The following is a 20,740-nucleotide window of genomic DNA, read 5'->3' as shown; positions in this document are numbered from 1 at the left end:
ACCCATTGGATGTGTCGTTTGTTCATGCTTGCCGGTCCAGGCTTCCCCCAGCTTGGACCGGCTTTTTTTGGCGCGGGCCTCCCGGCCCACGAGTTCGATTCCACTTCCCAGGAGGAAACCCATGCTCCCGCAACGCCACCGTTTCCATTCCCTGCCCGCCCTCATCGGGCTCTGCGCGAGCCTGGGCTGGTGGCCCACCCCAGGCTGGGCCCAAACGGCCCGGAAACCCGCCCTGGGCACTCCGTTGGGCGCACAGATCGGCCTCAGCGTCGGGGTTCCCACCTACAACGCCGACACCGATACCTACGACGCCCCGATCACCCTCCATAACCGCAGCGCCAAAAAAACCTTCCACGGCGCGTTCAACCTAGTGGTCGGCCCCATCGAACCGGCCGGAATCAGCCTGGCCAACGCCAGCGGCACCACAACGGGCGGCAAGTCCTATTTGTCCATCGCCCTGCCGGATCATGGCCTGGCCCCGCACCAGCGGATCAAGGACAACGTCCTCAGCTTCGCCAACGCGGACGACGCCCATTTCAAATTCCAGCGCAAGCTATACGGCTACCCCGGCAGCAAACGGCCCACGGCGGTCCCCGGTCCCGACCAAAGCCCCGCCCTCGGCGATACCGTCACCCTGGACGGTTCCGGCTCCACCGATCCCAGGGGCTTGGCCTTGCGCTATGCCTGGTCGATTGCCGCCGCGCCCACCGGCAGCACGGCCAGCCTCAGCGACCCGGCCAGCGCCCAGCCCAGCCTGACCCCAGACCAGCCCGGCAGCTACCAAATCCGGCTGCTGGTCACCGACGGCAACGCCGCCAGCGACCCCACCACCCTGACCTTGACCGTCGCCAGCCCGCCGCCCGTGGCCGATGCCGGGGGCGACCAAACCGCCGGCATCGGCGATACCGTGTACCTGGATGGCACCAATTCCTATGATCCCGAAGACGCCGACCTAGGCTACCGCTGGACCTTCACCCAGAAACCCCAGGGCAGCCAAGCCAGCCTGGCCGACGCCGACACCGATTCGCCCAGCTTCGTGGCCGACCAGGCCGGCACCTACCAGGTCCAGCTCATCGTCAACAATGGCGCCATGGATAGCGCCCCGGCCCTCGCCAATATCGTGGTCTCGGCCCAGGCGGACACTTCCCCGGTGGCGGACGCCGGCTTCGATCAAACCGCCACGACCGGCGACACCGTCTATCTGGACGGCTCGGCTTCCTACGATCCCGAGGGCGCGGACCTGGACTACCGCTGGACCTTCACCCAGAAACCCCAGGGCAGCCAAGCCAGCCTGGCCGACGCCGACACCGATTCGCCCAGTTTCGTGGCCGACCAAGCCGGCACCTACCAGGTCCAGCTCATCGTCAACGACGGCACCTACGACAGCGCCCCCGCCACCAGCCGGATCACGGTGGTCGCGCCCTGACGCCCCGCTTGACAGGGCCTGGCGGAAACCGGAACCTGCCGTCCCTTCAATCCAGAGGAAACCCGGCCATGACCACGGAAACCACCTACACCGAGGCGCAAATCAGCGAGCGCCTCGCCCAGGAACTACCGCACTGGTATTACGAGAACGGCTGGATACGGCGCAAATACCGCACCAGCGGCTGGAAGGCCAGCCTGATGGTGGTGAACACGGTCGGGCACCTGGCGGAAGCCGCCTGGCACCACCCGGACCTCACCGTGTCCTATGCCTTCGTGATCGTGAAACTGACGACCCATTCGGCCAAGGGCATCACCGACAAGGATTTCGCCCTGGCCCGCCAGATCGAGGCGGTGGTGCAATGGAAGCCGCAGGAAGAGAGCGGCGGGGTGTTGGAAGGCACGCCGGACGATCCCCGCTTCAAATACCTGAAATACGATTGAACCGGCTCACAGCGCCTTGAGGAATTGCCGCGCTTCCTGCTGCAAGCGGCCCCGCTGGAACAGCAGCTTCCACCGCGCCCCGCCGCACTGCCGCCACAACACCGCCGAACGCACCCCCGCCAGCAGCAGGGCGCGGATTTTGTCGGCGTTCTCGCCTTCGGCCAGGAACCTCTGTTCCCCGGCCACCAAGACCCTGGGCCGCAACTGGCTCAGGGTGCGCGAATAGGCCTCGGCCAGGATTTTCAAGACGCCTTCGTCCAGCACGCCCACGGTCTCGGCCAATTCCGCCGCCCGGTGTACCGATACGCCGATAGCCTCGACCATCGCGGGCTCCTTCATCAGGGCGCGTTCCAGGAACAGCAGGGTCGAGGCATAGCGGGCCTGTTCCGGGTTGGCCCGTTCCGGGCCGGACAATTGGTTGTCCAGGCAGCGGAGGCCCAGGCGGACGCCCTCCAAGCCGCCGTAGACATCCAGCACATCGTCGGCGTCGATCTTCAAGGTGCTGGCGATGCTGGCCCGCAAGGGTTCCGGCTCCGCCGCGCCCTTCTTGGCGATCTGCTGGACGAGGCAGACCGCCTGGGACAGGCCGGCCAGGGCGATGGCTTGGTTGGGAAGGGTTTTGATCATGGGCAATTCCGGGAAAACGGGCGGTCTCAGGGGCAAAGGCGATTGTATTTCAGCGCGTTGCCCTTGGCTAAGGCCACCGGATATTTGGCGGCGTTCAGGGCCAGCTTGTCGCGGACCGCCGCCTCCAACCCGATGTCCAGCAGGTCGGCCAGCCGCAGCAGGTAAATCTGCACATCGGCGATTTCCTCCCGCACCGCGCGGAACTCCTCGGGCCGTTCCGCCAAGCGGCGCGACTCTTCCTCGGTGAGCCACTGGAAGTTCTCCAATAGCTCCGCCGCTTCCACCGCCAGGGCGGTCGCGATATTCTTGGGACTGTGGAAGCGGTTCCAATCCCGCTCCTCGGCGAACTCCCGGAGGCTCTTCTGAATCGCATCGACATTCATGACAGCGGCCCTCCCTCGACAGGTCTTTCTGATTGATTCGGAAATAAGCGAAAATAACCGGTATAAGAACGAGTGGCAGCGGCTCCGCGCCAGCCGCCACGGACCATAAACAATCGCTCGCGAGGGTACAAGCCTATGGATAATTTACAGCAAAGCCTACAACGCACGATTCGCGCCCTGGAAGCCCTGAGCGAAAAGAATCCGCCCCAAGTGGAGCGGGTGGAAGAATTGCTCGACCAGCTGTTCCAGCAAAAGATCGATCTCGCCAACCTCAACACCAACCCGGCGGCGACCCCCTACCAGCAGGCCCACCAAGCCATGGGGCTGGCCGCCTCCCGCTGCGAAAAAGCCGCCAAGGACCCCGGCCAGATCAAGGAAGCGCTCCCCGCCGTCACCGACGCCATCGGCAAGCTCACCAAACTGCTCAACCACGTCCTGACCTGATCCCGCTTCCGCCGCGCCGCCCAAGGCGCGGCCCCTCCCGCCCGTCCCCGTGCCCCGGCGGCGGGGCCAAGCTCACGGCATGGCCTTCCGAGGAATTCACCATGCTCCCGCAGCCCATTGCGCCGGGTTCCACCGCCCGCCCACCGCACCCGCCACACCGCTGCCCGCCCCTGGACCCCCAGACCCAGGCCCGCCTCCGGCAACGGGTCCAACCTTGCCATCTGAGCCAGCGGCTCGGCATCGAACAGGATTGCGAGGCGCGGGTGTTCGGCCAGGGCCGGACCTGGTTCCATATCGAGAACTGGTATTCGGTGCATGGGCTGATGCGCCACGCCCTGCGGCTGCTGGGACTCCACCGGCGGGGACGGGCCAACGCCCGCCGCATCGTCGTCCGCCATCATGACTTCCACCTGCCGCGCCTGCCCCCGGCCTTCGAGGGCTACACCCTGCTGCATATCAGCGACCCGCACCTGGACTTGCGCGGCGATTTCCCGGACGCGCTGATCGACGCCCTGGGCCGGGCGGGCCGGTACGACCTCTGCGTCCTGACCGGCGACTACCGCGCCCGCACCTTCGGCCCCTACCAGGACGCGCTCGCCGCCATGGCGCGGGTGGTGCCGCATATCCATAGCCCGATCTACGGCATCCTCGGCAACCACGACACCATCCGCATGGTGCCGGGCCTGGAGGATTTGGGGATACGCCTGCTGCTGAACGAAGCGGTGGCCCTGCGGCGGGACGGGGCGGCGATCTATCTGGCCGGCATCGACGACCCGCATTATTACCGGGCCGACAACCTGGAAAAGGCGGTCGAGGGTATCCCGGAGGACGCCGTGTCGATTTTGCTCTCGCATTCGCCGGAAATGTACCGCCACGCCGCCTACGCCGGCTGCGGCGCGATGCTGAGCGGCCACACCCACGGCGGGCAAATCTGCCTGCCGGGCGGTATCGCCCTGCTGCTGAACGCGAACGCGCCGCGCCGGTTCTGCCACGGGCCTTGGCGCTACCAGGATTTGCGGGGTTATACCTCGGCGGGGAGCGGGGCGAGCATCGTGGATGTGCGCCTGAATTGCCCGCCGGAAATCACCTTGCACCGGCTGCGGCGGGCATGAGCGGGACTCAGTGCGGCTGTTCCCGGATGCGCAACCAAAACAACAGGCGCGACAAGGCCAGTTCCAGCACCAGGAACGCCAGTACCATCCCGGCGATATAACCCGGCTCCAACCCGAGTTCGGCCCGCACCGCGAGCAAGGGAAACAAAGATTCCGGCACCTGGTCCAAACCCAAAACCATGCCGCTGGACGACACCCCAAGCCGGCGCTTGAGGAAACTGGAGAAAAGATCGCCCAACATGGCCGCGCCGCCCATCGACACCCCCAAGCCCGGCGGCAAGCCCATGGCCCAGGCGGCGCACCCGGTCGCCGACAGGGCGGCAGCCACGCCGCGCCAAGTCTTGGACGGTCCCAACAGCGGGCGGCCATCGAAATAGCGCGAGCCGCCATCCACCGGCCAGTCGTAGCGGGCCTTCAAGGCTTTACGCAGCAAGATCGGTGCGCCGTTGGCCACGACCAGCAAAAACAGCAGCTTGAATGTCAAGACCATGGTCCTTCCCTGATGATCCACCCGCGTCGGCGCATTATTCCGGCCCCTGGAAACCACGACAAGGCCCGTCGGGCACCGGGCGATTCCACGGTCTCCGCCCCCTGCCCGCCACCGCCGACGCCGGGAAAGCGATGCGGAAGATCGATCCCTGGCAGGCGTATTGCCGCCCATCCTGGGATAGCCAGGCGGGTGGCAAGCCACTACAATCCGATACAAATTCGATCCGCTACCTTTTCCGCGACTCCATTGAATTCGCTAAACTTAAAAAGGCAAACGGAGGCTACAAAAACCTGTCAATATTTTTTGCAAGTAGCGTCCCAAAAATTCAACATCACGCCACGAGATTACCTTCGCCACAACCGCTTTCTCCGCCAACAATATCTGTCTAAAGATCATGAGCAACCCCAACCCCGCATTCCTGGTCGATGGTATTACCACCATCGCCATCCATAACGACGTGGCCCGTATCCAGTTCATGCAGTTGGACCAACAAGGCAAGCCCATGGATACCGTCCGCCTGTTGATACCCACCAGCCAAGCCCAGCAAATACACCAAGCTATAGGGCAATTGGCCGGCCTGAACCCCAACCCGTCGGCGCAACCCGACAAAGCCGAGGAAACCCCTACCAAAAAGGACGAGCGTCCCGGCAGCCGGTTAGCACAAAAACAAGATGCCCCGAAACCCTGGAAACCTTAAATCCAGACACGATATTCCCCGCCGATAGACAAGGCCGGGTTGACCAGGGTCCGTACCACCGGGCCGGGACGGCGCACCGATCCCGGTCCGGTGCCGCCAAGATGGCGGGGCGGGCCTCCCGTCACATCACCCGCATCGCCACCATGCTGATATCGTCCTCGAACGCGGCCTTGCCACAAAAGCCACGCAATTCCTCCAATAAAGACCGGACCATCTGTCCGGGGGCCATGTCCCCATAAGCCCCGATCCAGCGGCATAAGCGCCCGACCCCGAAAAATTCCCCCTGTTCGTTGCGGGACTCGACCACTCCGTCGGTGTAGAGCAGCAAACAATCCCCCGGCTCCAGCACCAAACCGCTCTCCTCGAAGCCCGGTTCGCGCTTGACGCCCAGGATCAAACCATCGGCGTCCAGTTCGACGCAGCCCGCCACCGCCCGTCGCCGCAGCAAGACCCGGTTATGCCCGGCATTGGCGAAGCGCAACCGACGGGTGGCGAGTTCATAGCGCAGATAGAACAAGGTGATGAAGAGTTCGGCCCCTTGCAAATCCTCGAACAAGGCGGCGTTGACCGCTCCCAGCAAGGCGGCGGGACCGGGCGCGGCCCGGTCTTCGTGGGCGCGGCGCAACTCGGCCTTCAGGGTGCTGCGAAGTTCGGTCATGATGAGCGCGGCCCCGACGCTATGGCCGGACACATCGGCGATCACCAGGTCCACCCGGCCATCGTGCGAGAAATAGTCGAAATAGTCGCCGCCGACATGGGTGGCCGGGACGCACATCCCGGCGATCTCGGCACCGGGCAGGCGCAAGGGCGCTTTGGGCAGCAGGGAAAGCTGGATTTGCTTGGCGATTTCCAATTCCTGGCGCTCGGCCTCGGCCCGGCGGCGCTCGGTGACATCGGTCTGCACGCCGATGTAATGGGTCACGGCCCCGGCCTCGTCGCGCACCGGCGACAGCAACAATTCGTTCCAGAACGGCGTGCCGTCCTTGCGGTAATTCAACAGGACGCCTTCGTAAACCCCGCCCCCGCGCAAGGCCGACCGGATCGCCGCCCTGGACTCCGGGTCGGTGCCCGGACCTTGCAACATCGCCATGCCCTGGCCCAGGAGTTCCTCGCGGGCGTAGCCGGTGATGCGGACCAGGGCCGGGTTGACATAGAGGTTGGGATAATCGTCGCGGCGGGCGTCGGCGATGGCGATGCCCACGCTGGCCGCCTCGATGGCGCGTTCGCGGAGGCGCAGGGCGTCCTCGAAACGCTTGTGGGCGGTGATATCCAAGTCCACGCCGCGCCAGCGCAGCAAGCGCCCGGCCTCGTCGAAGATGGGCATGCCGGTCGATTCGGTGAACACCTCGTGCCCGTCGCGGTGGCGGTAGCGGTTGACCAGGCGTTGGAAGGGGCGGGCGTCGCGTCCCTGCGGTGGCACGCCTTCCGACCAGTGTCGGCGGTCCTCGAAAGTCATCAGGTCCAGGTAGGAACGGCCCAGGACATCCCCAGGCCGGTAGCCCAGGATGCTCTCCACCGCGTTGCTGCAATAGACATAGCGCCCGGCGGCGTCCTGTTCCCACAACCATTCGCCCACCATATCGGCCACCTGGCTGAACCGCGCCTCGCTCTCCCGCAACGCCTCGTGGTCGCGGCGCTGGGCGGCCTCGGCCTGCTTGCGGCGGGTCAGGTCGTGGACGATGCCGACGAACAAGCGCTGATCGCCCTGGCGTTGCTCACCGATGGAAAGATACATGGGGAACAGCGAGCCATCCTTGCGCCGCCCCTGGACCTCGCGGCCCACGCCGATGATCTTCTTGATGCCGGTGCGCAGGTAATCGGCCAGGTAGCCGTCGTGGCGAGAATGATCGGGCTCGGGCATCAACAGGCTGACGTTGCGGCCCATGACCTCGTCACGGTGGTAGCCGAACAGGCGCTCCGCCGCCGGGTTGAACCAATGCATGGTCCCGGCCTCGTCGATGACGATCACGCCGTCGGCGATGGTGTCGAGGATGGCGCGGAAATTGGAGACAATATCGCAGGCGGGATCGGGTTGCGCCGCGAAGGGCTCCCGCCCCGGCAACGCGAACCCACCCCCCGGCCCGCCACCGCCTGGTTCGGCCAGCCTGAACGCTTGGTTTTTGGTATCGATGGCAATGCCCTCCTCGCAGGACGGCGGAAGCCGCCTTCAATGACCCTTCGGACCCCCGGTGCGCCGCCGGGGTTCCGATCCCGGAGAGCTATGCAAGCACGACCCGCCGGGCCGGGGCAAGGACCGGAAAAACCGGCGGCATTGAGGGATGGAACCGGGAGAACCCTGCGGGAAGACCGACCCGGTTGCCCGGATCGGCCCGGGCCTTATTTGCGGGGGGCGGGCGCGGCGGGCTTGGGCTGGCTATCGACCTTGAAATAGGGACCGTATTGGGTGTCGGTGTAGAAGTTCTGCCAGACGAAGGCCGGATGGGTGATGGGTTCGGTGGGCACGAAACACGTCACGAAGTCGGTCAGGCCGGCCAAGGTGCGGCCCAGCATGTGCATCGCGCCCTTGAGCCCGCCGCCGGTGATCCCCCACAACACATAGCCGCCACGGTCGAAGGCGCTGCCGTAGCTGCTGGTGTTGTTGGCGGTGTTGATCATGTTCTTGGGCACTTCGACGAAGCCGGTCATCATGTTCATGATGCCCGAAGCCAGCTTGAGCCGGACCTTGTCGCCATAGTCGTCGGCGGGCGGGACCGGGGCGTTGGCGACGCTAAGCGCCCCCTGGGCCGGGGGCGGGCTGGCCGGGGCGGCGGTGGAAAGCGCCGTCAACGCGGCGAGCAGCAGGATTCTGGGCATCTTCGACATAGCGACCTCGCGGGATGGCTGGCAAAACAGGAGGGAACCGCCCGTCCGAACCGGCGCGACGCATCCCCGGACGGCTGGAAAATCCTATTAAGATTAGGCAAGCCAGCGGGCTTTTTCAAACCCATGTCCCATCGGCGTGGCCCGGACGCGGGCACCCATGCCCGAAGATTCCGCGCCGTCCCCTCACCAAGGCAAGGGCCGACCCTGGAAATCCAGGAACCGCCCACTATCGCCCGGCCCGTAGGATTCGATCACCCGCCGCATCCCGGCGACGCTCGCTTCCGGCAGGGTCGGCGCGTCCGGCCCGCCCATATCGGTCTTGACCCAGCCCGGATGCAGCAGCAGGACACCGACGCCCTGGGGCCGCAGTTCCAGCGACAAGCTCTTCATGGCGGCGTTCAGCGCGGCCTTGCTGGAGCGGTAGAGGATCGAGCCGCCGCTGGTGTTGTCGGCGATGCTGCCCATCAGGCTGGTGAGGGCGACGATGAGCTTGCGGGAACCCAAGCCCAGTTGGGGCTGGAACGCCTCGGCCAGCTTGACCGGGGCCAGCAGGTTGATGTCCAACACCCGCCGCCAGGCCGCGTAATCGAGTTTGCCGAAGCCGGTCTGGGCCGAATCGCCGTACACTCCGGCGTTGCTGAGCAACACATCGATGGGTTGATCCGCCAATTCCTGGGCCAAGGCGTCGATCTGGCCGAACTGGCCCAGGTCCAGGCGGTGCAAGGACAACTGCGGATAGCTGTCAGCCAAGCCGCGCAAGGCCCCGGCGGTTTCCGGCTCGCGGCAACCCGCCAACACCCGCCAGCCCGACTCGGCGTATTGGCGGCAGAATTCCAGGCCCAGGCCACGGTTGGCCCCGGTGATGAGTACGGTGGTCATGGTTTTTCCCTCCTGCGGGTCTTGAATGATGCGAAATTAGGCAGCACATTGTCGCCAACCCAAGGGCCGGTCCCAAGGGCCGGTGGTTGGCCCACCCGCCTTGGAGTCCGGCCCATGGCAGGATAATCCCGCAAGCCGCGGGCGATTTCAGACCCTAGACCAGGGTCCAAACCAGCAGGTACCCCCAATGAACAGCGAAGAACGCCGATTGCTTAGCGAATTCCTCGATCAACTCGCCCAGGTCAAGGGCGTGGCGAAAGACCCGGACGCCGACGGCTTGATCGCCCAGGCCGCCGCCAAACAACCCGACGCCTGCTATCTGCTGGTGCAGAAGGCGTTGTTGCAGGAACAGGCGCTCAACAACGCCCGCGCCCAAATCGCCGACCTCAGGAACCAACTCGCCCAGGCCCAAGCCCGCCCGGCTCCGGCTCCGACCCGGAGCGGCGGCTTCCTCGGCGGCGGTGACCCTTGGGCCAGCGCCGCGCCCCGTCCCGCTGCGCCCGCCTCTTCTTGGGGCGCTCCGGCGGCGCCGCAGGCCGGTTCCGGCGGCGGCGGCTTGGGCGGTTTCCTCGGCACGGCGGCGGCGACTGCGGCGGGGATCGCGGGCGGCGCGTTCCTGTTCCAAGGGCTGGAGAACCTGTTCGGCGGACACCATAACTCCGGCAACGGCTTCTTCGACACGGCGGGAGTGGACAACGACGAGCGGGTCGAAAACGTCACCATCAACGAATATTACGGCAACGACGACAACGCGCCGGACAGCAACGGCTTCCTGGACAGCGGCTTCGATCTGCAGGACGACGGCTTCGATGCCTACAACGATGACGACGACGACAGCCTAAGCGTATAAGGGCCGGAGTGCCTCCCTGGCTGCGGGATCAAAGCTCCTGCGGCCACAGGCCCGACACCACTTCGTCCCAGGCGATGGCGGCGCCGGGCAACACCCCGACCGGCGTCTCCCCGCTCAATTCCTGGATATCCGGCTTACCGTATTCATCCCCGGCCAGCCGGTAGACGATGACGAGGCGGTCGGTGGGATGGACCAGCCAATATTCCCTCACCCCCGCACGCTCGTAGAGGCGGCGCTTCCGCACCTGATCATGGCCCGCCGTCGCGGGCGACAGCACCTCCACCACGAAATCCGGGGCGCCGCGCACCCCGCGCCGGTCCAGCTTGGCCGGATCGCACACCACCAACACATCCGGCTGCACCACGGTGTCGATGTATTCGTCGGCCTCGTCGTGCTTGGGCAGGCGCACATCCACCGGGGCGATGAAGGGGCGGCAGGGTTTGCCGGCCAAGCTACGGCGTAGCTGGTAGTAGACCTCCCCGGCGATATGCTGATGATCCAGTACCGGCGCGGGGGCCATGAGATAGGCCACCCCGTCGATCAGTTCGTAGCGGACGGTTTCCGGCCAGGCCAGATAATCGGCATAGGTGTGGTAGGCGTCGTCGCGCTGGGCCAGGCTCATGGGCTGATCTCCTGTGATGGCGGGTAGGACCAGGATAGCGGGATTATAAGCATGATGGGCATGGCTGGACTTGATCGAAACCCTCCCGGTCTACAAACTACCCCGGCCCGCCCGCAAGGAAATCACACAGATGACCAGACCCACCGGCCTCCCGCCATGAACACCGACCACAGCGCAGCCCTGCGCGACACCCTGCTGGCCGCCCGCGCCGACCGCCGTCCCTTGACCCTCGTGGGCGGCGGCACCAAAGCCTTCTACGGACGCCACAGCGCCGACGGCCACGGCAGACTGGACACTTCGCCCCACCGGGGCATCGTCGGCTTCGAGCCTAGCGAACTGGTCCTCACCGCCCGCGCGGGCACGCCCCTGGCCGAAATCGAAGCCCGCTTGGCCCAGCACGGCCAGAGGCTCGGTTTCGAGCCGCCGCATTTCGGCGCGGGCGCGACCTTGGGCGGCACCGTGGCGGCGGGACTGTCGGGACCGCGCCGCCCGTTCGCGGGTTCGGTGCGCGATGCCGTACTGGGCTGCAAAATCCTCGACGGCCAGGGCCAAATCCTGGCTTTCGGCGGACAGGTCATCAAGAACGTGGCGGGCTTCGACCTGTCGCGGCTGATGGTCGGGGCTTTGGGCACGCTGGGCGTGTTGCTGGAAATCTCGCTGAAGGTGCTGCCCCGGCCCGAATGCGAGCGCACCCTGGTCTACGCCCTCGACACACCCGCGGCCCTAGCGGCGATGACCCGTTGGTGCCGCGAACCCTGGCCGATTTCCGGGCTGGCCTACGATGGCAGTTGGGCCTATCTGCGGCTGGCGGGCGCGGAAGCGGCGGTCGCGGCGGCGGAACGGCGGCTCGGGGGCGATCCCGCCGCCGATGGTCCCGGCTTCTGGGAAGATATGCGGGAGCAGCGCTCGCGCTTCTTCCAATATCCGGCCCTGGGCGGGACGCTGTGGCGCTTATCGCTACCACCCGCCACGCCGCCTTTGGACCTGCCCGGCCATTGGCTGTACGACTGGGGCGGTGCCTTGCGCTGGCTCCGGTCGGAGGCCGATCCCGCCGTTGTCTTCGCCGCCGCCGCCCAGGCGGGCGGACATGCGACCCGGTTCCGGGGCGGAAACGCCGGGGACCGGGTATTCCAACCGCTTGCGCCCGCCCTGCACCGGCTGCACCTGGACTTGAAGCGCAGATTCGACCCGGACGGCCTCTTGAATCCCGGACGGCTCCACCCGGACTACTGATGCAAACCCAACTCGCCGACTTCATCAAGGACACGCCGGCAGGCCGGGAAGCCGACGCCATCCTGGGCGCGTGCGTGCATTGCGGCTTCTGCAACGCCGTTTGCCCGACCTACCAAATCTTGGGCGACGAACGCGACGGACCCCGCGGCCGGATTTACCTGCTCAAGATGATGCTGGAAGGCCAGGATACCAGCGCCCGCACCCGCCAACACCTGGACCGCTGCCTCACCTGCCGCGCCTGCGAAACCGCCTGCCCTTCCGGCGTGGAATACGGCAAGCTGCTGGACCTGGGCCGTCCCTTGATCGAAGCCAAAACCCGGCGACCCTGGCGCGAACGGCTCCAACGGCTGGCCTTGCGGAAGCTCCTGGCCCATCCCCGGAGGTTCGGCCTGTTGCTATGGGCGGCGCGGCTGGCGCGTCCCTTCCTGCCGCAGCAGTTCAAGTCCAAGCTGCCCGCGCCCGCCACACCACCCGCGCCCCGGCCCACAAGACCACATCGCCGCAAGATGCTGATGCTCGAAGGCTGTGTGCAACCCGTCCTGGCCCCGTCGATCAACGCCGCCACGGCGCGGGTGCTGGACCGGCTCGGCATCGGCTTGGTTCCGGTCGCGGGCGGCTGTTGCGGGGCGCTGAGCCACCATCTCGCGGCGCAGGAAGAAGCCCGCGCTTTCATGCGGCGCAATATCGACGCCTGGTGGCCGCATCTCCAGCACGGGGCCGAAGCCATCGTGCTGACCGCCAGCGGCTGCGGGGCCATGGTGAAAGAATACGGCCATGCCTTGCGGCACGATCCGGCCTACGCCGACAAGGCGGCGCGGGTGGCGGCGCTGGCCCTGGATATCGGCGAAATCCTGGCCCGCGAGGATTTGAGCGGCTTCAAGACCACCACGCCGCGCAAAATCGCCTTCCACTCGCCCTGCACCCTGCAACATGGGCAGAAACTCGGTGGATTGGTGGAAAGCCTGCTGGTCGAACTGGGTTTCGAGTCGGTGCCGGTGGCCGATGGGCACCTCTGCTGCGGTTCGGCGGGGACGTATTCGCTGCTGCAACCGGAACTGTCGCAACGACTGTTGGCGGACAAACTGCGGGCCTTGCAAGCGGGCGGACCCGATTGCATCGCCACCGCCAATATCGGCTGCCTGAGCCATCTCCAAACCCAGACGGATGTGCCGGTACGGCATTGGATCGAATGGCTGGACGAGTCCATCGCACCCGGCCCGGACTTATAATCGCCGCTTTTCCGTCCCGCCCCATCCCTATGCAAATCCATCTGCTGGCCGTCGGCCACCGCATGCCCGATTGGGTCGTGGCCGGCTACGAAGAATACGCCAAGCGCCTGCCCCGCGAATGCGCCCTGGTCCTCAAGGAAATCGCCCCGGCCAAGCGCGGCAAGAATGCCGATATCGGCAAATTGCGCGAGGACGAAGGCGGGCGGATGCTGGCCGCCCTGCCCCGCGATAGCCATGTGGTGGCCCTGGACCTCGGCGGCCAGGATTGGTCCACGCCCGACCTGTCCCAGCAACTACAACGCTGGCTCGGCAATGGCCGCGACGTGGCGCTCTTGGTAGGCGGGCCGGATGGCTTGGCCCCGGCCTGTTTGCAACGGGCGCAGCAGGTGTGGTGCCTGTCACGGCTGACCTTCCCGCATCCCATCGTGCGGGTGATCGTGGCCGAGCAGATTTACCGGGCCTGGAGCCTGTCGCAGAACCATCCCTATCATCGTTAGGACCATGAACGATCCCACGCCCCGCCTCATCCTGGCCTCGGCCTCGCCGCGCCGCCGTGAACTCCTGGACCAGATCGGCGTCGCCCACAGCGTCCTGCCTGCCGATATTCCCGAAATCCCACGCCCTGGCGAACCCCCGGAAGCCTATGTCCGGCGCATCGCGGCGGAAAAATCGCTGGCGGTGTGGGAGGCGCAAAGCTCCGGCCTCGCCGTGCTGGCGGCGGATACCGAAGTGGTGCTGGACGGGGAGATTTTCGGCAAGCCCCAAAACTTTGAACACGCCGCCTGGATGCTGGCCCGGCTGTCCGGGCGGGAACACCGGGTCTTGAGCGCGGTGTCGTTGCGGGCGGAAGGCCAGCACTGGGAAGCCTTGAGCCTCAGCACCGTGGAATTCCGCGCCTTGACCCCCGCCGAAATCGCGGCCTATTGGGCCAGCGGCGAACCCCAGGGCAAGGCCGGGGCCTATGCCATCCAGGGCCGGGGAGCGCGGTTCATCCGCCATATCGCGGGCAGCTATTCGGGAGTGATGGGCTTGCCCTTGTACGAGACGGCGGAATTGCTGGGGCGCGTCGGCTTCGGCTAAACGATCATACCCGGACGCCCAACCGGGCGATGACCGGCCCCGCTTTACCGGCCATGCCCAACCCGTCCCCATTGCGTTACCATGTCCGCCCCCACCCAGAGGCCACGGACTCCCAGCGCCCATGAGCGACGAAATCCTCATCAACGTCACCCCCCCGGAAACCCGGGTCGCCATCGTCGAAAACGGCGTCCTCCAGGAAGTCCTGATCGAACGCCAGCGCCGCCGCGGCCTGGTCGGCAATATCTACAAAGGCAAAATCTGCCGCATCCTGCCGGGGATGCAAGCCGCCTTCGTCGATATCGGCCTGGAACGCGCCGCCTTCCTGCATATCTCCGACCTCAACGCGGCAGACAAGGAACGTGCCGTCCACGACCAGATCGAACTCGCCTTCCGCGACGGCCAGGAATTGATCGTGCAGGTGGTGAAAGACCCGCTCGGGGCCAAGGGCGCACGGCTCACCACCGAAATCTCCATCCCCTCGGTGTACGAGGTCTACATGCCCTACGCCAAGAATTGCGGCGTGTCCCAGCGCATCGAATGCGACCGCGAGCGAGCGCGGCTGCGCCATTGCGTGGAGGCGTTCCAGAAGGAACACTCTACCGGCGGCTTCATCGCCCGCACCGCCGCCGAAGGCAGCGACGAAACGGCGATCCGGGCCGATATGCTGTTCCTGCTCAAGCTGTGGAACTCCATCTCCCAGCGCAGCAAAACCGCCAAACCCAAGACCCTGCTGCACGAAGACCTGCCCCTCAGCATGCGCGTCCTCCGCGACATGCACCGCGCCAAGGTGGAAAAGGTCCGGGTCGATTCCAAGGAAACCTATGGCCGCATCGTCAAGTTCGCCAAGGAATTCGTGCCCGAACTGGCCCCCTTGCTGGAACATTACTCGGGCGAACGGCCCTTGTTCGACCTCTACAGCGTCGAGGACGAAATCCAGAAAGCCCTGGAACGCCGGGTGGCGCTCAAATCCGGCGGCTACCTGATCCTCGACCAAACCGAGGCCATGACCACCATCGACGTGAACACCGGCGGCTTCGTCGGCGGGCGCAACCTGGAAGAAACCATCTTCAAGACCAACCTGGAAGCGGCCCAGGCCATCGCCCGCCAGCTCCGGCTCAGGAACCTCGGCGGCATCATCATCATCGACTTTATCGATATGCGCGACGAGGAACACCGCTTCCAAGTCCTGCATAGCCTGCAAAAAGGCCTGGAAAAAGACCACGCCAAGAACACCATCTGCGAAGTCTCGGCCCTGGGGCTGGTCGAGATGACCCGCAAGCGCACCCGCGAGAGCCTGGAACACATCCTGTGCGAACCCTGCCCCACCTGCGGCGGGCGCGGCGTCCTCAAGACGGCGGAAACCGTGTGCCTGGAAATCTTCCGGGAAATCATCCGCGAGGTGCGCCAATACAATGTGCAGGAACTCCTGGTCCTGGCCTCGAACGAAGTGGTCGAGCGCCTGCTGGACGAAGAAGCCGATCCCTTGTCGGAACTGGAAACCTTCCTGGGCGTCAGGATCAAATTCCGCGCCGAATCCCAATACACCCAGGAACAGTACGATGTAGTCCTGCTGTGAAGCCGCCCCCTTGAAACCGCTGCTCCGCCACGCCCTACGCACGGCCTTCTATCTGGGATTGGCCGGCCTGGTCGCCATCGCGCTGGGCCTGAGCTATCTGCGGTACTGGCTGCTACCCAGGGTGGCGGCGCATCGGGCGCATTTGGCAACCCATCTCGCCGCCGTGGTGGGCGCGCCCGTCCAGATCGAAACCCTCTCCGCCCGGCTGCGCGGATTCAAGCCGGAACTCGCCATCGCCGGCTTGGACATCCTCGGCCCGCAAGGCCGGCCGGCGCTGCGCTTCGCCCAGGTCCGGCTATCTATCGATCCTTTCCGCAGTTTCGCCGACCACGCCCCGCGCTTCGACCGGGCCGAAATCATCGGTCCCAAGCTTTCGCTCCGACGCAAGCCCGATGGCGGCATCGCCGTCCTGGGACTGGCCCCCGCCGGGGACGGTCCACCGCCCGCTTGGCTGCTGGCCGATGGCCGCATCGAAATCCTCGACGCCGAGGTCGATTGGCAGGACGAACGCGCCGCCGCGCCGCCGCTCAAGCTGGGCCGCACCGACCTCAGCCTGGACAACCGGCAAGGCCGCCACCGCCTCGGTGCCGAAGTCCATTTGCCGGAAGCCCTGGGCCGGAGTTTGCGCGTGGTCTTGGAGGCCCGCCGGGCCGAATCCGGCGCAAACTGGCAAGGCACGGCCTATCTGGAAACCCAAGGGCTGGATATCGCCCTACTGCAAACCCTGCTCCCAGCCAGCGCCTTCGGCCTACGCGGCGGCAGCGCCGATGCGCGGCTTTGGCTGCATTGGGCGGATGGGCTCGGCTCGGCGACCGGGGAATTCAAGCTGGCCAGACCGACCTTGGTCCACCGCGCCGGGCCACAGGGCGAACGGGCCTTGTCCCTGGCCTCCCTGGCCGGGCATTTCCATTGGCAAGCCCGACCGGATGGCTGGCGCTTGGACCTCGCCCAGTTCCGGCCCGCCCTGCGCGAACCCTGGCCCGCCACCCGGCTGGCCCTGGAATCCACCCGGCGCGGCGACGGCGGGCTGGACCACATCGCCGCCGCCGCTTCCCGGTTGGACCTGGGCGATATCGCGGCGGCACTGCGCGGCTTGGGGCTACCGGACCCGGAAACCACGGCAGCGCTGGCGGGTTTGGCCCCACATGGCACCTTGGAAAACGCCGGGCTGTTCTACGCCCCGGACGCGGCGGCGGGGCAACGGCTGGGCTTATATGGACAGTTCCGCGCCGTGGGCTTCGAGCCTTGGCGGAACATCCCCGGCGTGGCGGGCTTGGGCGGCGATTTCCGGGGCACCGACGCGGTGGGCCGGGTGGATTTCGCCCTGGACGGCCTGACCCTGGCCCAACTCAAGCTCAAACATCCGGTCGGGTTCCTGGCCGCCCAAGCACGGCTATTCTGGGAACAAACCGCCGACGCCTGGTGGCTGGACCTGCCCAGGTTCTCGGCCCGGACCCCGGATTTGGCCCTGGCGCTGCGGCTGCGGGCGGCGCTTTATAAACGCCCGGACCAAGCGCCGTTTCTCGAACTCCTGGCCCGCTTGAGCGAGGTGGACGCGGCCCGGCTGGTCGGCTACCTGCCCTGCGCCGTGATGTCCGCCACCTGCCGCTGGCTGGAACAAGCCCTGGAAAGCGGACGCATCCCCCAGGCCGACATGCTGTTCAGCGGTTTCGTCGATGATTTCCCGTTCTACCATGGCGAAGGCGTGTTCCAGACCGAGTTCGACGCCGACCACGTCAAGCTGCGCTTCAACCCGGACTGGCCGCCCGTGACCGAGGCCAGCGCCCATGTCGCCTTCCGCGGCCCCGGCGTGGTCGGCACGGCCCAGGGCGGACAGATCGGTGCGGGCCGCATCGTCGAAGTCCACGCCGATATCCCCAACCTGCTGCACAACACCCAACTCACCCTGACCGGCAAGGCCCGCGCCGGGGTGGCCGACAGCCTGGACGTCCTGGCCCATTCGCCGCTGCGGCGGATTCCCGAACGGCTGCGGCGCATCGCCGAGGTCTCGGGCGAGGCCGACATCACCCTGGACCTGTTCGCCCCCCTGGATGCCGCCAGCGCCCCCATCGTCGTCACCGGCACGGCGGATTTGCACCGGGCCGGGTTCCATCTGCGCGACCCCAAGCTGGGGGTGGAAGCCATCGAGGGCCTGCTGCATTTCAACGCCGAGGGCATCCACGCCGACCGCCTCCAAGCCCGCATCCTGGGCGGTCCCGCCACCGTCGCCGTGGCCGACGAACACCAGGACATCGCGCTCGCGGTGCGGGGCAGCGCCACCCTGGACGAGTTGCGCAAGCAATTCCCCTCGCCGGCCTGGAACCCGGCCCAAGGCACGCTGGGCTATCGGCTGGACCTGCGTTTCCCGGCCAGCCTGGACGCCAAGAGCGCCCCGCTCCGGCTCGCGCTCCAATCCGACCTCAAGGGCGTGGCCCTGGATTTGCCCGCGCCCCTGGGCAAGCCAGAACAGGACGAGCGCCCGCTCATGCTGGAAACCCGCTTCCAAGCCGGGGCGGCAATCCCGGTCAAGCTGGCCTATGGCGCGGAGGTCAAAGCCCAGGCGCAATGGGTGGCGGACCGCCTGGGGCAAGGTTTCAAGCTGGACAGCGCCGACCTCGCCCTCGGCCAGCCCTTGCCCGCCACGGGTGGCGGGACCGGCCTGGGCCTTTATCTGCATCTGGACGAATGGGACGCCAGCGCTTGGCGCGACTGGTGGGACCGGAAGCTTGCCGACGGCGGTGGCGCGGGCGGCATCCCCGCCGCCCCGTTGCGGGAACTAAGCCTGCATTGCGGCCAATTGCTCTGGCAAAACACCCCGCTCGGCCCCGCCTCGCTCCGGCTGAAGCAGGCGGGCGGGCGCTGGCAAGGCCATCTCTACAGCGCCTACGCCAAGGGCGATATCGACGCGACGCCGGACCTCGTGGCTTTCGATCTAGAATCCCTGAAAATCCCCAAACCCGCCGACGCGCCCAAACCGCCGCCCAGCGCCAACCCCGCCGCCGCCGCCCCGGAAATCGATCCCGCCATCCTCCCCAGCCTCAAGCTACACGCCCACAAACTCTATTGGCGCAACGCCGAACTCGGTCCCCTCGACCTTGCCACCGAGCGCCATGCCCACGGCATGGTCATCAGGCACCTGTCGCTCAAAACCGAAGGCCACGCGCTGGAACTGCGGGGCGATTGGACCCGCACCCCGGCCCGGCCCGCCAGCACCCATCTGGAAGGCAAGCTCCACATCGACAACCTGGGCGATTTCCTGGCCCACGTCGGCCAGGGCGGCCATGTACGGGAAACCCAGACCGACGCCGAATTCACCCTGGACTGGCCCGGTTCTCCCAAGCGCTACGCGGCGGCGGCGGTGGCCGGCAAGCTCAAGCTGAACCTCGGCAAGGGCAGCCTGCTCAAGGTCGAGCCGGGCCTGGGGCGGATGATCGGTATGTTAAACTTGAATACCCTATGGCGGCGGCTCAGCCTCGATTTCAGCGATTTGTTCGGCGAGGGGCTGGCCTATGATGGCAGCGCCGGAACCTTTAAACTCGGTGGGGGCCAGGCGATCACGGAAGGGCTGTTGATCGACGCCGTCTCGGCCCGGATACTGGTCAATGGCCGCATCGGTTTGGCCTCCAAGGATATGGACCAAACCGTGACGGTCATCCCGCATACCGCGGTGGCCCTGCCCATCGCGGGCGCTTTGGCGGGTGGCCCGGCGGTCGGCGCGGCGATGTTCGTGGCCCAAAGGCTGATCGGCGAGCAGGTCGAACACATCGCCGCCACCCACTACGCCCTGCGCGGCCCCTGGGAACATCCCACGATCACCCGCGTCAACCATGACTATATGCCGCTCGATGTGCTAGACCGGGCTTGGGGCGGCATCAAAGACCTATCCGGTTTCGGCCCCCAGCAAGAGGAACAATCCCGATGAGAAAAGCGCTCTTCGCCGCCATCCAAATGGCTTCCGGCCCCAACGTGGGCTCCAACCTGATCGAGGCCGGACGGCTGATCGAAAAAGCCGCCCAACAGGGGGCGCGTTTGGTGGTGCTGCCGGAGAATTTCGCCCTGATGGGCAAGCAGGATAGCGACAAGCTGGAAGCGGGCGAGGACGATGGCAAGGGACCGATCCAGGATTTCCTGGCCAAGACCGCCGAACGCCATAAAATCTGGCTGGTCGGCGGCACCCTCCCGATCCGGGGCCAAGCGCCGGGCAAGGTCCGCGCCGCCTGCGTGGTCCACGACGACAAGGGCCAGCGCGTGGGCCGCTACGACAAGATTCACCTGTTCGATGTCAGCGTGCCCGGCACCGAGGAGCATTACAAGGAATCCGCCACCATCGAGGCCGGAGAGAGCGCCCTGGTGATGGACACGCCGTTCGGACGGCTGGGACTCACCGTGTGCTACGACATCCGTTTCCCGGAACTGTACCGGCAGATGTCCACCGTCGGCATGGACATCCTGGCCGTGCCCTCGGCCTTCACCGCCCGCACCGGCGCGGCCCATTGGGAAATCCTGGTCCGCGCCCGCTCGGTCGAGAACCTGTGCTACACCATCGCGGCCAACCAGGGCGGTTTCCACCTCAATGGCCGCGAAACCTACGGCAACAGCATGATCGTGGACCCCTGGGGCGTGGTGCTGGCCCGCCAAGCCCAGGGCGCGGGCGTGGTCCTGGCCGAATACGACCGCGACCGCTTGGACAAGGTCCGCAGCGCCTTCCCGGCCCTGGAACACATCAAGCTCTTTTGCCGCTAACCGTAGGACGGGTCGCGTCCCGCCGCCGCGCACCCGCCCCAGTTTCCCACGGTACGCGCCGCGTACCCCAGCCCAAGACCCAAACC

At 66.5% G+C, this 20,740-nt stretch carries 20 protein-coding genes; 13 read left to right on the top strand and 7 right to left on the bottom strand.

Features of this window, described 5'->3' with window-relative positions; genetic code table 11:
• Positions 1-121: 121 nt before the first annotated feature.
• Together B9N93_RS03970 and B9N93_RS03965 are read left to right on the top strand one after the other, a co-directional pair.
• Positions 122-1,426 (top strand): PKD domain-containing protein, encoded by a 1,305-nt coding sequence (locus B9N93_RS03970; protein ID WP_085211089.1) that lies wholly within the window; start codon positions 122-124, stop codon positions 1,424-1,426.
• Positions 1,427-1,494: 68 nt separating this feature from the next.
• Positions 1,495-1,866, top strand: a complete 372-nt coding sequence (locus B9N93_RS03965; RefSeq protein ID WP_085211087.1) for a 4a-hydroxytetrahydrobiopterin dehydratase — start codon at positions 1,495-1,497, stop codon at positions 1,864-1,866.
• 6 nt (positions 1,867-1,872) lie between these two features.
• Here B9N93_RS03965 and hflD read toward each other — a convergent pair whose 3' ends face one another.
• Positions 1,873-2,493 (bottom strand): high frequency lysogenization protein HflD, encoded by a 621-nt coding sequence (hflD, locus tag B9N93_RS03960; RefSeq protein ID WP_085211085.1) that lies wholly within the window; start codon positions 2,491-2,493, stop codon positions 1,873-1,875.
• A gap of 26 nt (positions 2,494-2,519) precedes the next feature.
• Positions 2,520-2,876: a nucleotide pyrophosphohydrolase gene (locus tag B9N93_RS03955; RefSeq protein ID WP_085211083.1), complete on the bottom strand. Its 357-nt coding sequence runs from the start codon at positions 2,874-2,876 to the stop codon at positions 2,520-2,522.
• Between the two features lie 135 nt (positions 2,877-3,011).
• Here B9N93_RS03955 and B9N93_RS03950 point away from each other — a divergent pair, with 135 nt between their 5' ends.
• Entirely contained in the window at positions 3,012-3,320 is a 309-nt protein-coding gene (locus B9N93_RS03950) for a hypothetical protein (protein ID WP_085211081.1), read from the top strand.
• Positions 3,321-3,421: 101 nt separating this feature from the next.
• The gene (locus B9N93_RS03945) at positions 3,422-4,432 is read left to right on the top strand and encodes a metallophosphoesterase (RefSeq protein WP_085211079.1); all 1,011 of its coding nucleotides are present in this window, start codon (positions 3,422-3,424) and stop codon (positions 4,430-4,432) included.
• A gap of 7 nt (positions 4,433-4,439) precedes the next feature.
• Here B9N93_RS03945 and B9N93_RS03940 read toward each other — a convergent pair whose 3' ends face one another.
• Positions 4,440-4,922: a cytidylyltransferase family protein gene (locus B9N93_RS03940; protein ID WP_085211077.1), complete on the bottom strand. Its 483-nt coding sequence runs from the start codon at positions 4,920-4,922 to the stop codon at positions 4,440-4,442.
• A gap of 394 nt (positions 4,923-5,316) precedes the next feature.
• Here B9N93_RS03940 and B9N93_RS03935 point away from each other — a divergent pair, with 394 nt between their 5' ends.
• Positions 5,317-5,619: a hypothetical protein gene (locus B9N93_RS03935; protein WP_085211075.1), complete on the top strand. Its 303-nt coding sequence runs from the start codon at positions 5,317-5,319 to the stop codon at positions 5,617-5,619.
• Between the two features lie 121 nt (positions 5,620-5,740).
• Here B9N93_RS03935 and B9N93_RS03930 read toward each other — a convergent pair whose 3' ends face one another.
• From B9N93_RS03930 to B9N93_RS03920, 3 genes are all read right to left on the bottom strand, one after another.
• On the bottom strand, positions 5,741-7,681 hold the full coding sequence (locus tag B9N93_RS03930; protein ID WP_254899329.1) for a SpoIIE family protein phosphatase: 1,941 nt from the start codon (positions 7,679-7,681) through the stop codon (positions 5,741-5,743).
• A 275-nt stretch (positions 7,682-7,956) separates the two neighbouring features.
• Entirely contained in the window at positions 7,957-8,433 is a 477-nt protein-coding gene (locus B9N93_RS03925) for an exosortase system-associated protein, TIGR04073 family (RefSeq protein WP_085216161.1), read from the bottom strand.
• 192 nt (positions 8,434-8,625) lie between these two features.
• On the bottom strand, positions 8,626-9,321 hold the full coding sequence (locus B9N93_RS03920) for an SDR family oxidoreductase (RefSeq protein ID WP_085211073.1): 696 nt from the start codon (positions 9,319-9,321) through the stop codon (positions 8,626-8,628).
• 187 nt (positions 9,322-9,508) lie between these two features.
• On the opposite strand from B9N93_RS03920, the gene B9N93_RS03915 reads away from it, so the two are divergent.
• The gene (locus tag B9N93_RS03915; protein ID WP_085211071.1) at positions 9,509-10,171 is read left to right on the top strand and encodes a DUF2076 domain-containing protein; all 663 of its coding nucleotides are present in this window, start codon (positions 9,509-9,511) and stop codon (positions 10,169-10,171) included.
• Positions 10,172-10,199: 28 nt separating this feature from the next.
• Here the strand turns inward: B9N93_RS03915 and B9N93_RS03910 are convergent, their stop codons facing one another.
• Entirely contained in the window at positions 10,200-10,793 is a 594-nt protein-coding gene (locus tag B9N93_RS03910) for a Uma2 family endonuclease (RefSeq protein ID WP_085211069.1), read from the bottom strand.
• A 156-nt stretch (positions 10,794-10,949) separates the two neighbouring features.
• On the opposite strand from B9N93_RS03910, the gene glcE reads away from it, so the two are divergent.
• The 7 genes from glcE to B9N93_RS03875 all read left to right on the top strand — a co-directional run bounded on the left by glcE (position 10,950) and on the right by B9N93_RS03875 (position 20,654).
• On the top strand, positions 10,950-12,026 hold the full coding sequence (gene glcE, locus B9N93_RS03905; protein ID WP_085211067.1) for a glycolate oxidase subunit GlcE: 1,077 nt from the start codon (positions 10,950-10,952) through the stop codon (positions 12,024-12,026).
• Positions 12,026-13,255: a glycolate oxidase subunit GlcF gene (glcF, locus tag B9N93_RS03900; RefSeq protein ID WP_085211065.1), complete on the top strand. Its 1,230-nt coding sequence runs from the start codon at positions 12,026-12,028 to the stop codon at positions 13,253-13,255. Before glcE ends, glcF begins: the two co-directional genes overlap by 1 nt.
• A gap of 29 nt (positions 13,256-13,284) precedes the next feature.
• A complete protein-coding gene (rlmH, locus tag B9N93_RS03895; protein ID WP_085211063.1) occupies positions 13,285-13,752 on the top strand; it encodes a 23S rRNA (pseudouridine(1915)-N(3))-methyltransferase RlmH in 468 nt (155 codons plus the stop codon).
• 4 nt (positions 13,753-13,756) lie between these two features.
• The gene (locus B9N93_RS03890; RefSeq protein WP_085211061.1) at positions 13,757-14,335 is read left to right on the top strand and encodes a Maf family protein; all 579 of its coding nucleotides are present in this window, start codon (positions 13,757-13,759) and stop codon (positions 14,333-14,335) included.
• 121 nt (positions 14,336-14,456) lie between these two features.
• The gene (gene rng, locus B9N93_RS03885; RefSeq protein ID WP_085211059.1) at positions 14,457-15,911 is read left to right on the top strand and encodes a ribonuclease G; all 1,455 of its coding nucleotides are present in this window, start codon (positions 14,457-14,459) and stop codon (positions 15,909-15,911) included.
• 10 nt (positions 15,912-15,921) lie between these two features.
• On the top strand, positions 15,922-19,833 hold the full coding sequence (locus B9N93_RS03880; RefSeq protein ID WP_085211058.1) for a YhdP family protein: 3,912 nt from the start codon (positions 15,922-15,924) through the stop codon (positions 19,831-19,833).
• Positions 19,830-20,654 carry a carbon-nitrogen hydrolase family protein gene (locus B9N93_RS03875; RefSeq protein ID WP_085211056.1) on the top strand — a complete coding sequence of 275 codons (825 nt, stop codon included), beginning with the start codon at positions 19,830-19,832 and terminating at the stop codon, positions 20,652-20,654. Before B9N93_RS03880 ends, B9N93_RS03875 begins: the two co-directional genes overlap by 4 nt.
• The last annotated feature ends 86 nt before the right edge of the window (positions 20,655-20,740 follow it).

The sequence above is a fragment of the Methylomagnum ishizawai genome (assembly GCF_900155475.1).
Taxonomy (GTDB): Bacteria; Pseudomonadota; Gammaproteobacteria; order Methylococcales; family Methylococcaceae; genus Methylomagnum; species Methylomagnum ishizawai_A.
This window is presented reverse-complemented; position numbering and strand designations above follow the sequence as displayed.

Bases quoted from the DNA above. Each gene is read 5' to 3' on its own strand.
- B9N93_RS03935 (WP_085211075.1), top strand. From the start codon at position 5,317: ATGAGCAACCCCAACCCCGCATTCCTGGTCGATGGTATTACCACCATC.
- B9N93_RS03950 (WP_085211081.1), top strand. From the start codon at position 3,012: ATGGATAATTTACAGCAAAGCCTACAACGCACGATTCGCGCCCTGGAA.
- rng (WP_085211059.1), top strand. From the start codon at position 14,457: ATGAGCGACGAAATCCTCATCAACGTCACCCCCCCGGAAACCCGGGTC.
- B9N93_RS03940 (WP_085211077.1), bottom strand. From the start codon at position 4,922: ATGGTCTTGACATTCAAGCTGCTGTTTTTGCTGGTCGTGGCCAACGGC.
- B9N93_RS03945 (WP_085211079.1), top strand. From the start codon at position 3,422: ATGCTCCCGCAGCCCATTGCGCCGGGTTCCACCGCCCGCCCACCGCAC.
- B9N93_RS03910 (WP_085211069.1), bottom strand. From the start codon at position 10,793: ATGAGCCTGGCCCAGCGCGACGACGCCTACCACACCTATGCCGATTAT.
- rlmH (WP_085211063.1), top strand. From the start codon at position 13,285: ATGCAAATCCATCTGCTGGCCGTCGGCCACCGCATGCCCGATTGGGTC.
- glcE (WP_085211067.1), top strand. From the start codon at position 10,950: ATGAACACCGACCACAGCGCAGCCCTGCGCGACACCCTGCTGGCCGCC.
- B9N93_RS03875 (WP_085211056.1), top strand. From the start codon at position 19,830: ATGAGAAAAGCGCTCTTCGCCGCCATCCAAATGGCTTCCGGCCCCAAC.
- hflD (WP_085211085.1), bottom strand. From the start codon at position 2,493: ATGATCAAAACCCTTCCCAACCAAGCCATCGCCCTGGCCGGCCTGTCC.
- glcF (WP_085211065.1), top strand. From the start codon at position 12,026: ATGCAAACCCAACTCGCCGACTTCATCAAGGACACGCCGGCAGGCCGG.
- B9N93_RS03915 (WP_085211071.1), top strand. From the start codon at position 9,509: ATGAACAGCGAAGAACGCCGATTGCTTAGCGAATTCCTCGATCAACTC.
- B9N93_RS03955 (WP_085211083.1), bottom strand. From the start codon at position 2,876: ATGAATGTCGATGCGATTCAGAAGAGCCTCCGGGAGTTCGCCGAGGAG.
- B9N93_RS03965 (WP_085211087.1), top strand. From the start codon at position 1,495: ATGACCACGGAAACCACCTACACCGAGGCGCAAATCAGCGAGCGCCTC.
- B9N93_RS03925 (WP_085216161.1), bottom strand. From the start codon at position 8,433: ATGCCCAGAATCCTGCTGCTCGCCGCGTTGACGGCGCTTTCCACCGCC.
- B9N93_RS03890 (WP_085211061.1), top strand. From the start codon at position 13,757: ATGAACGATCCCACGCCCCGCCTCATCCTGGCCTCGGCCTCGCCGCGC.
- B9N93_RS03920 (WP_085211073.1), bottom strand. From the start codon at position 9,321: ATGACCACCGTACTCATCACCGGGGCCAACCGTGGCCTGGGCCTGGAA.
- B9N93_RS03970 (WP_085211089.1), top strand. From the start codon at position 122: ATGCTCCCGCAACGCCACCGTTTCCATTCCCTGCCCGCCCTCATCGGG.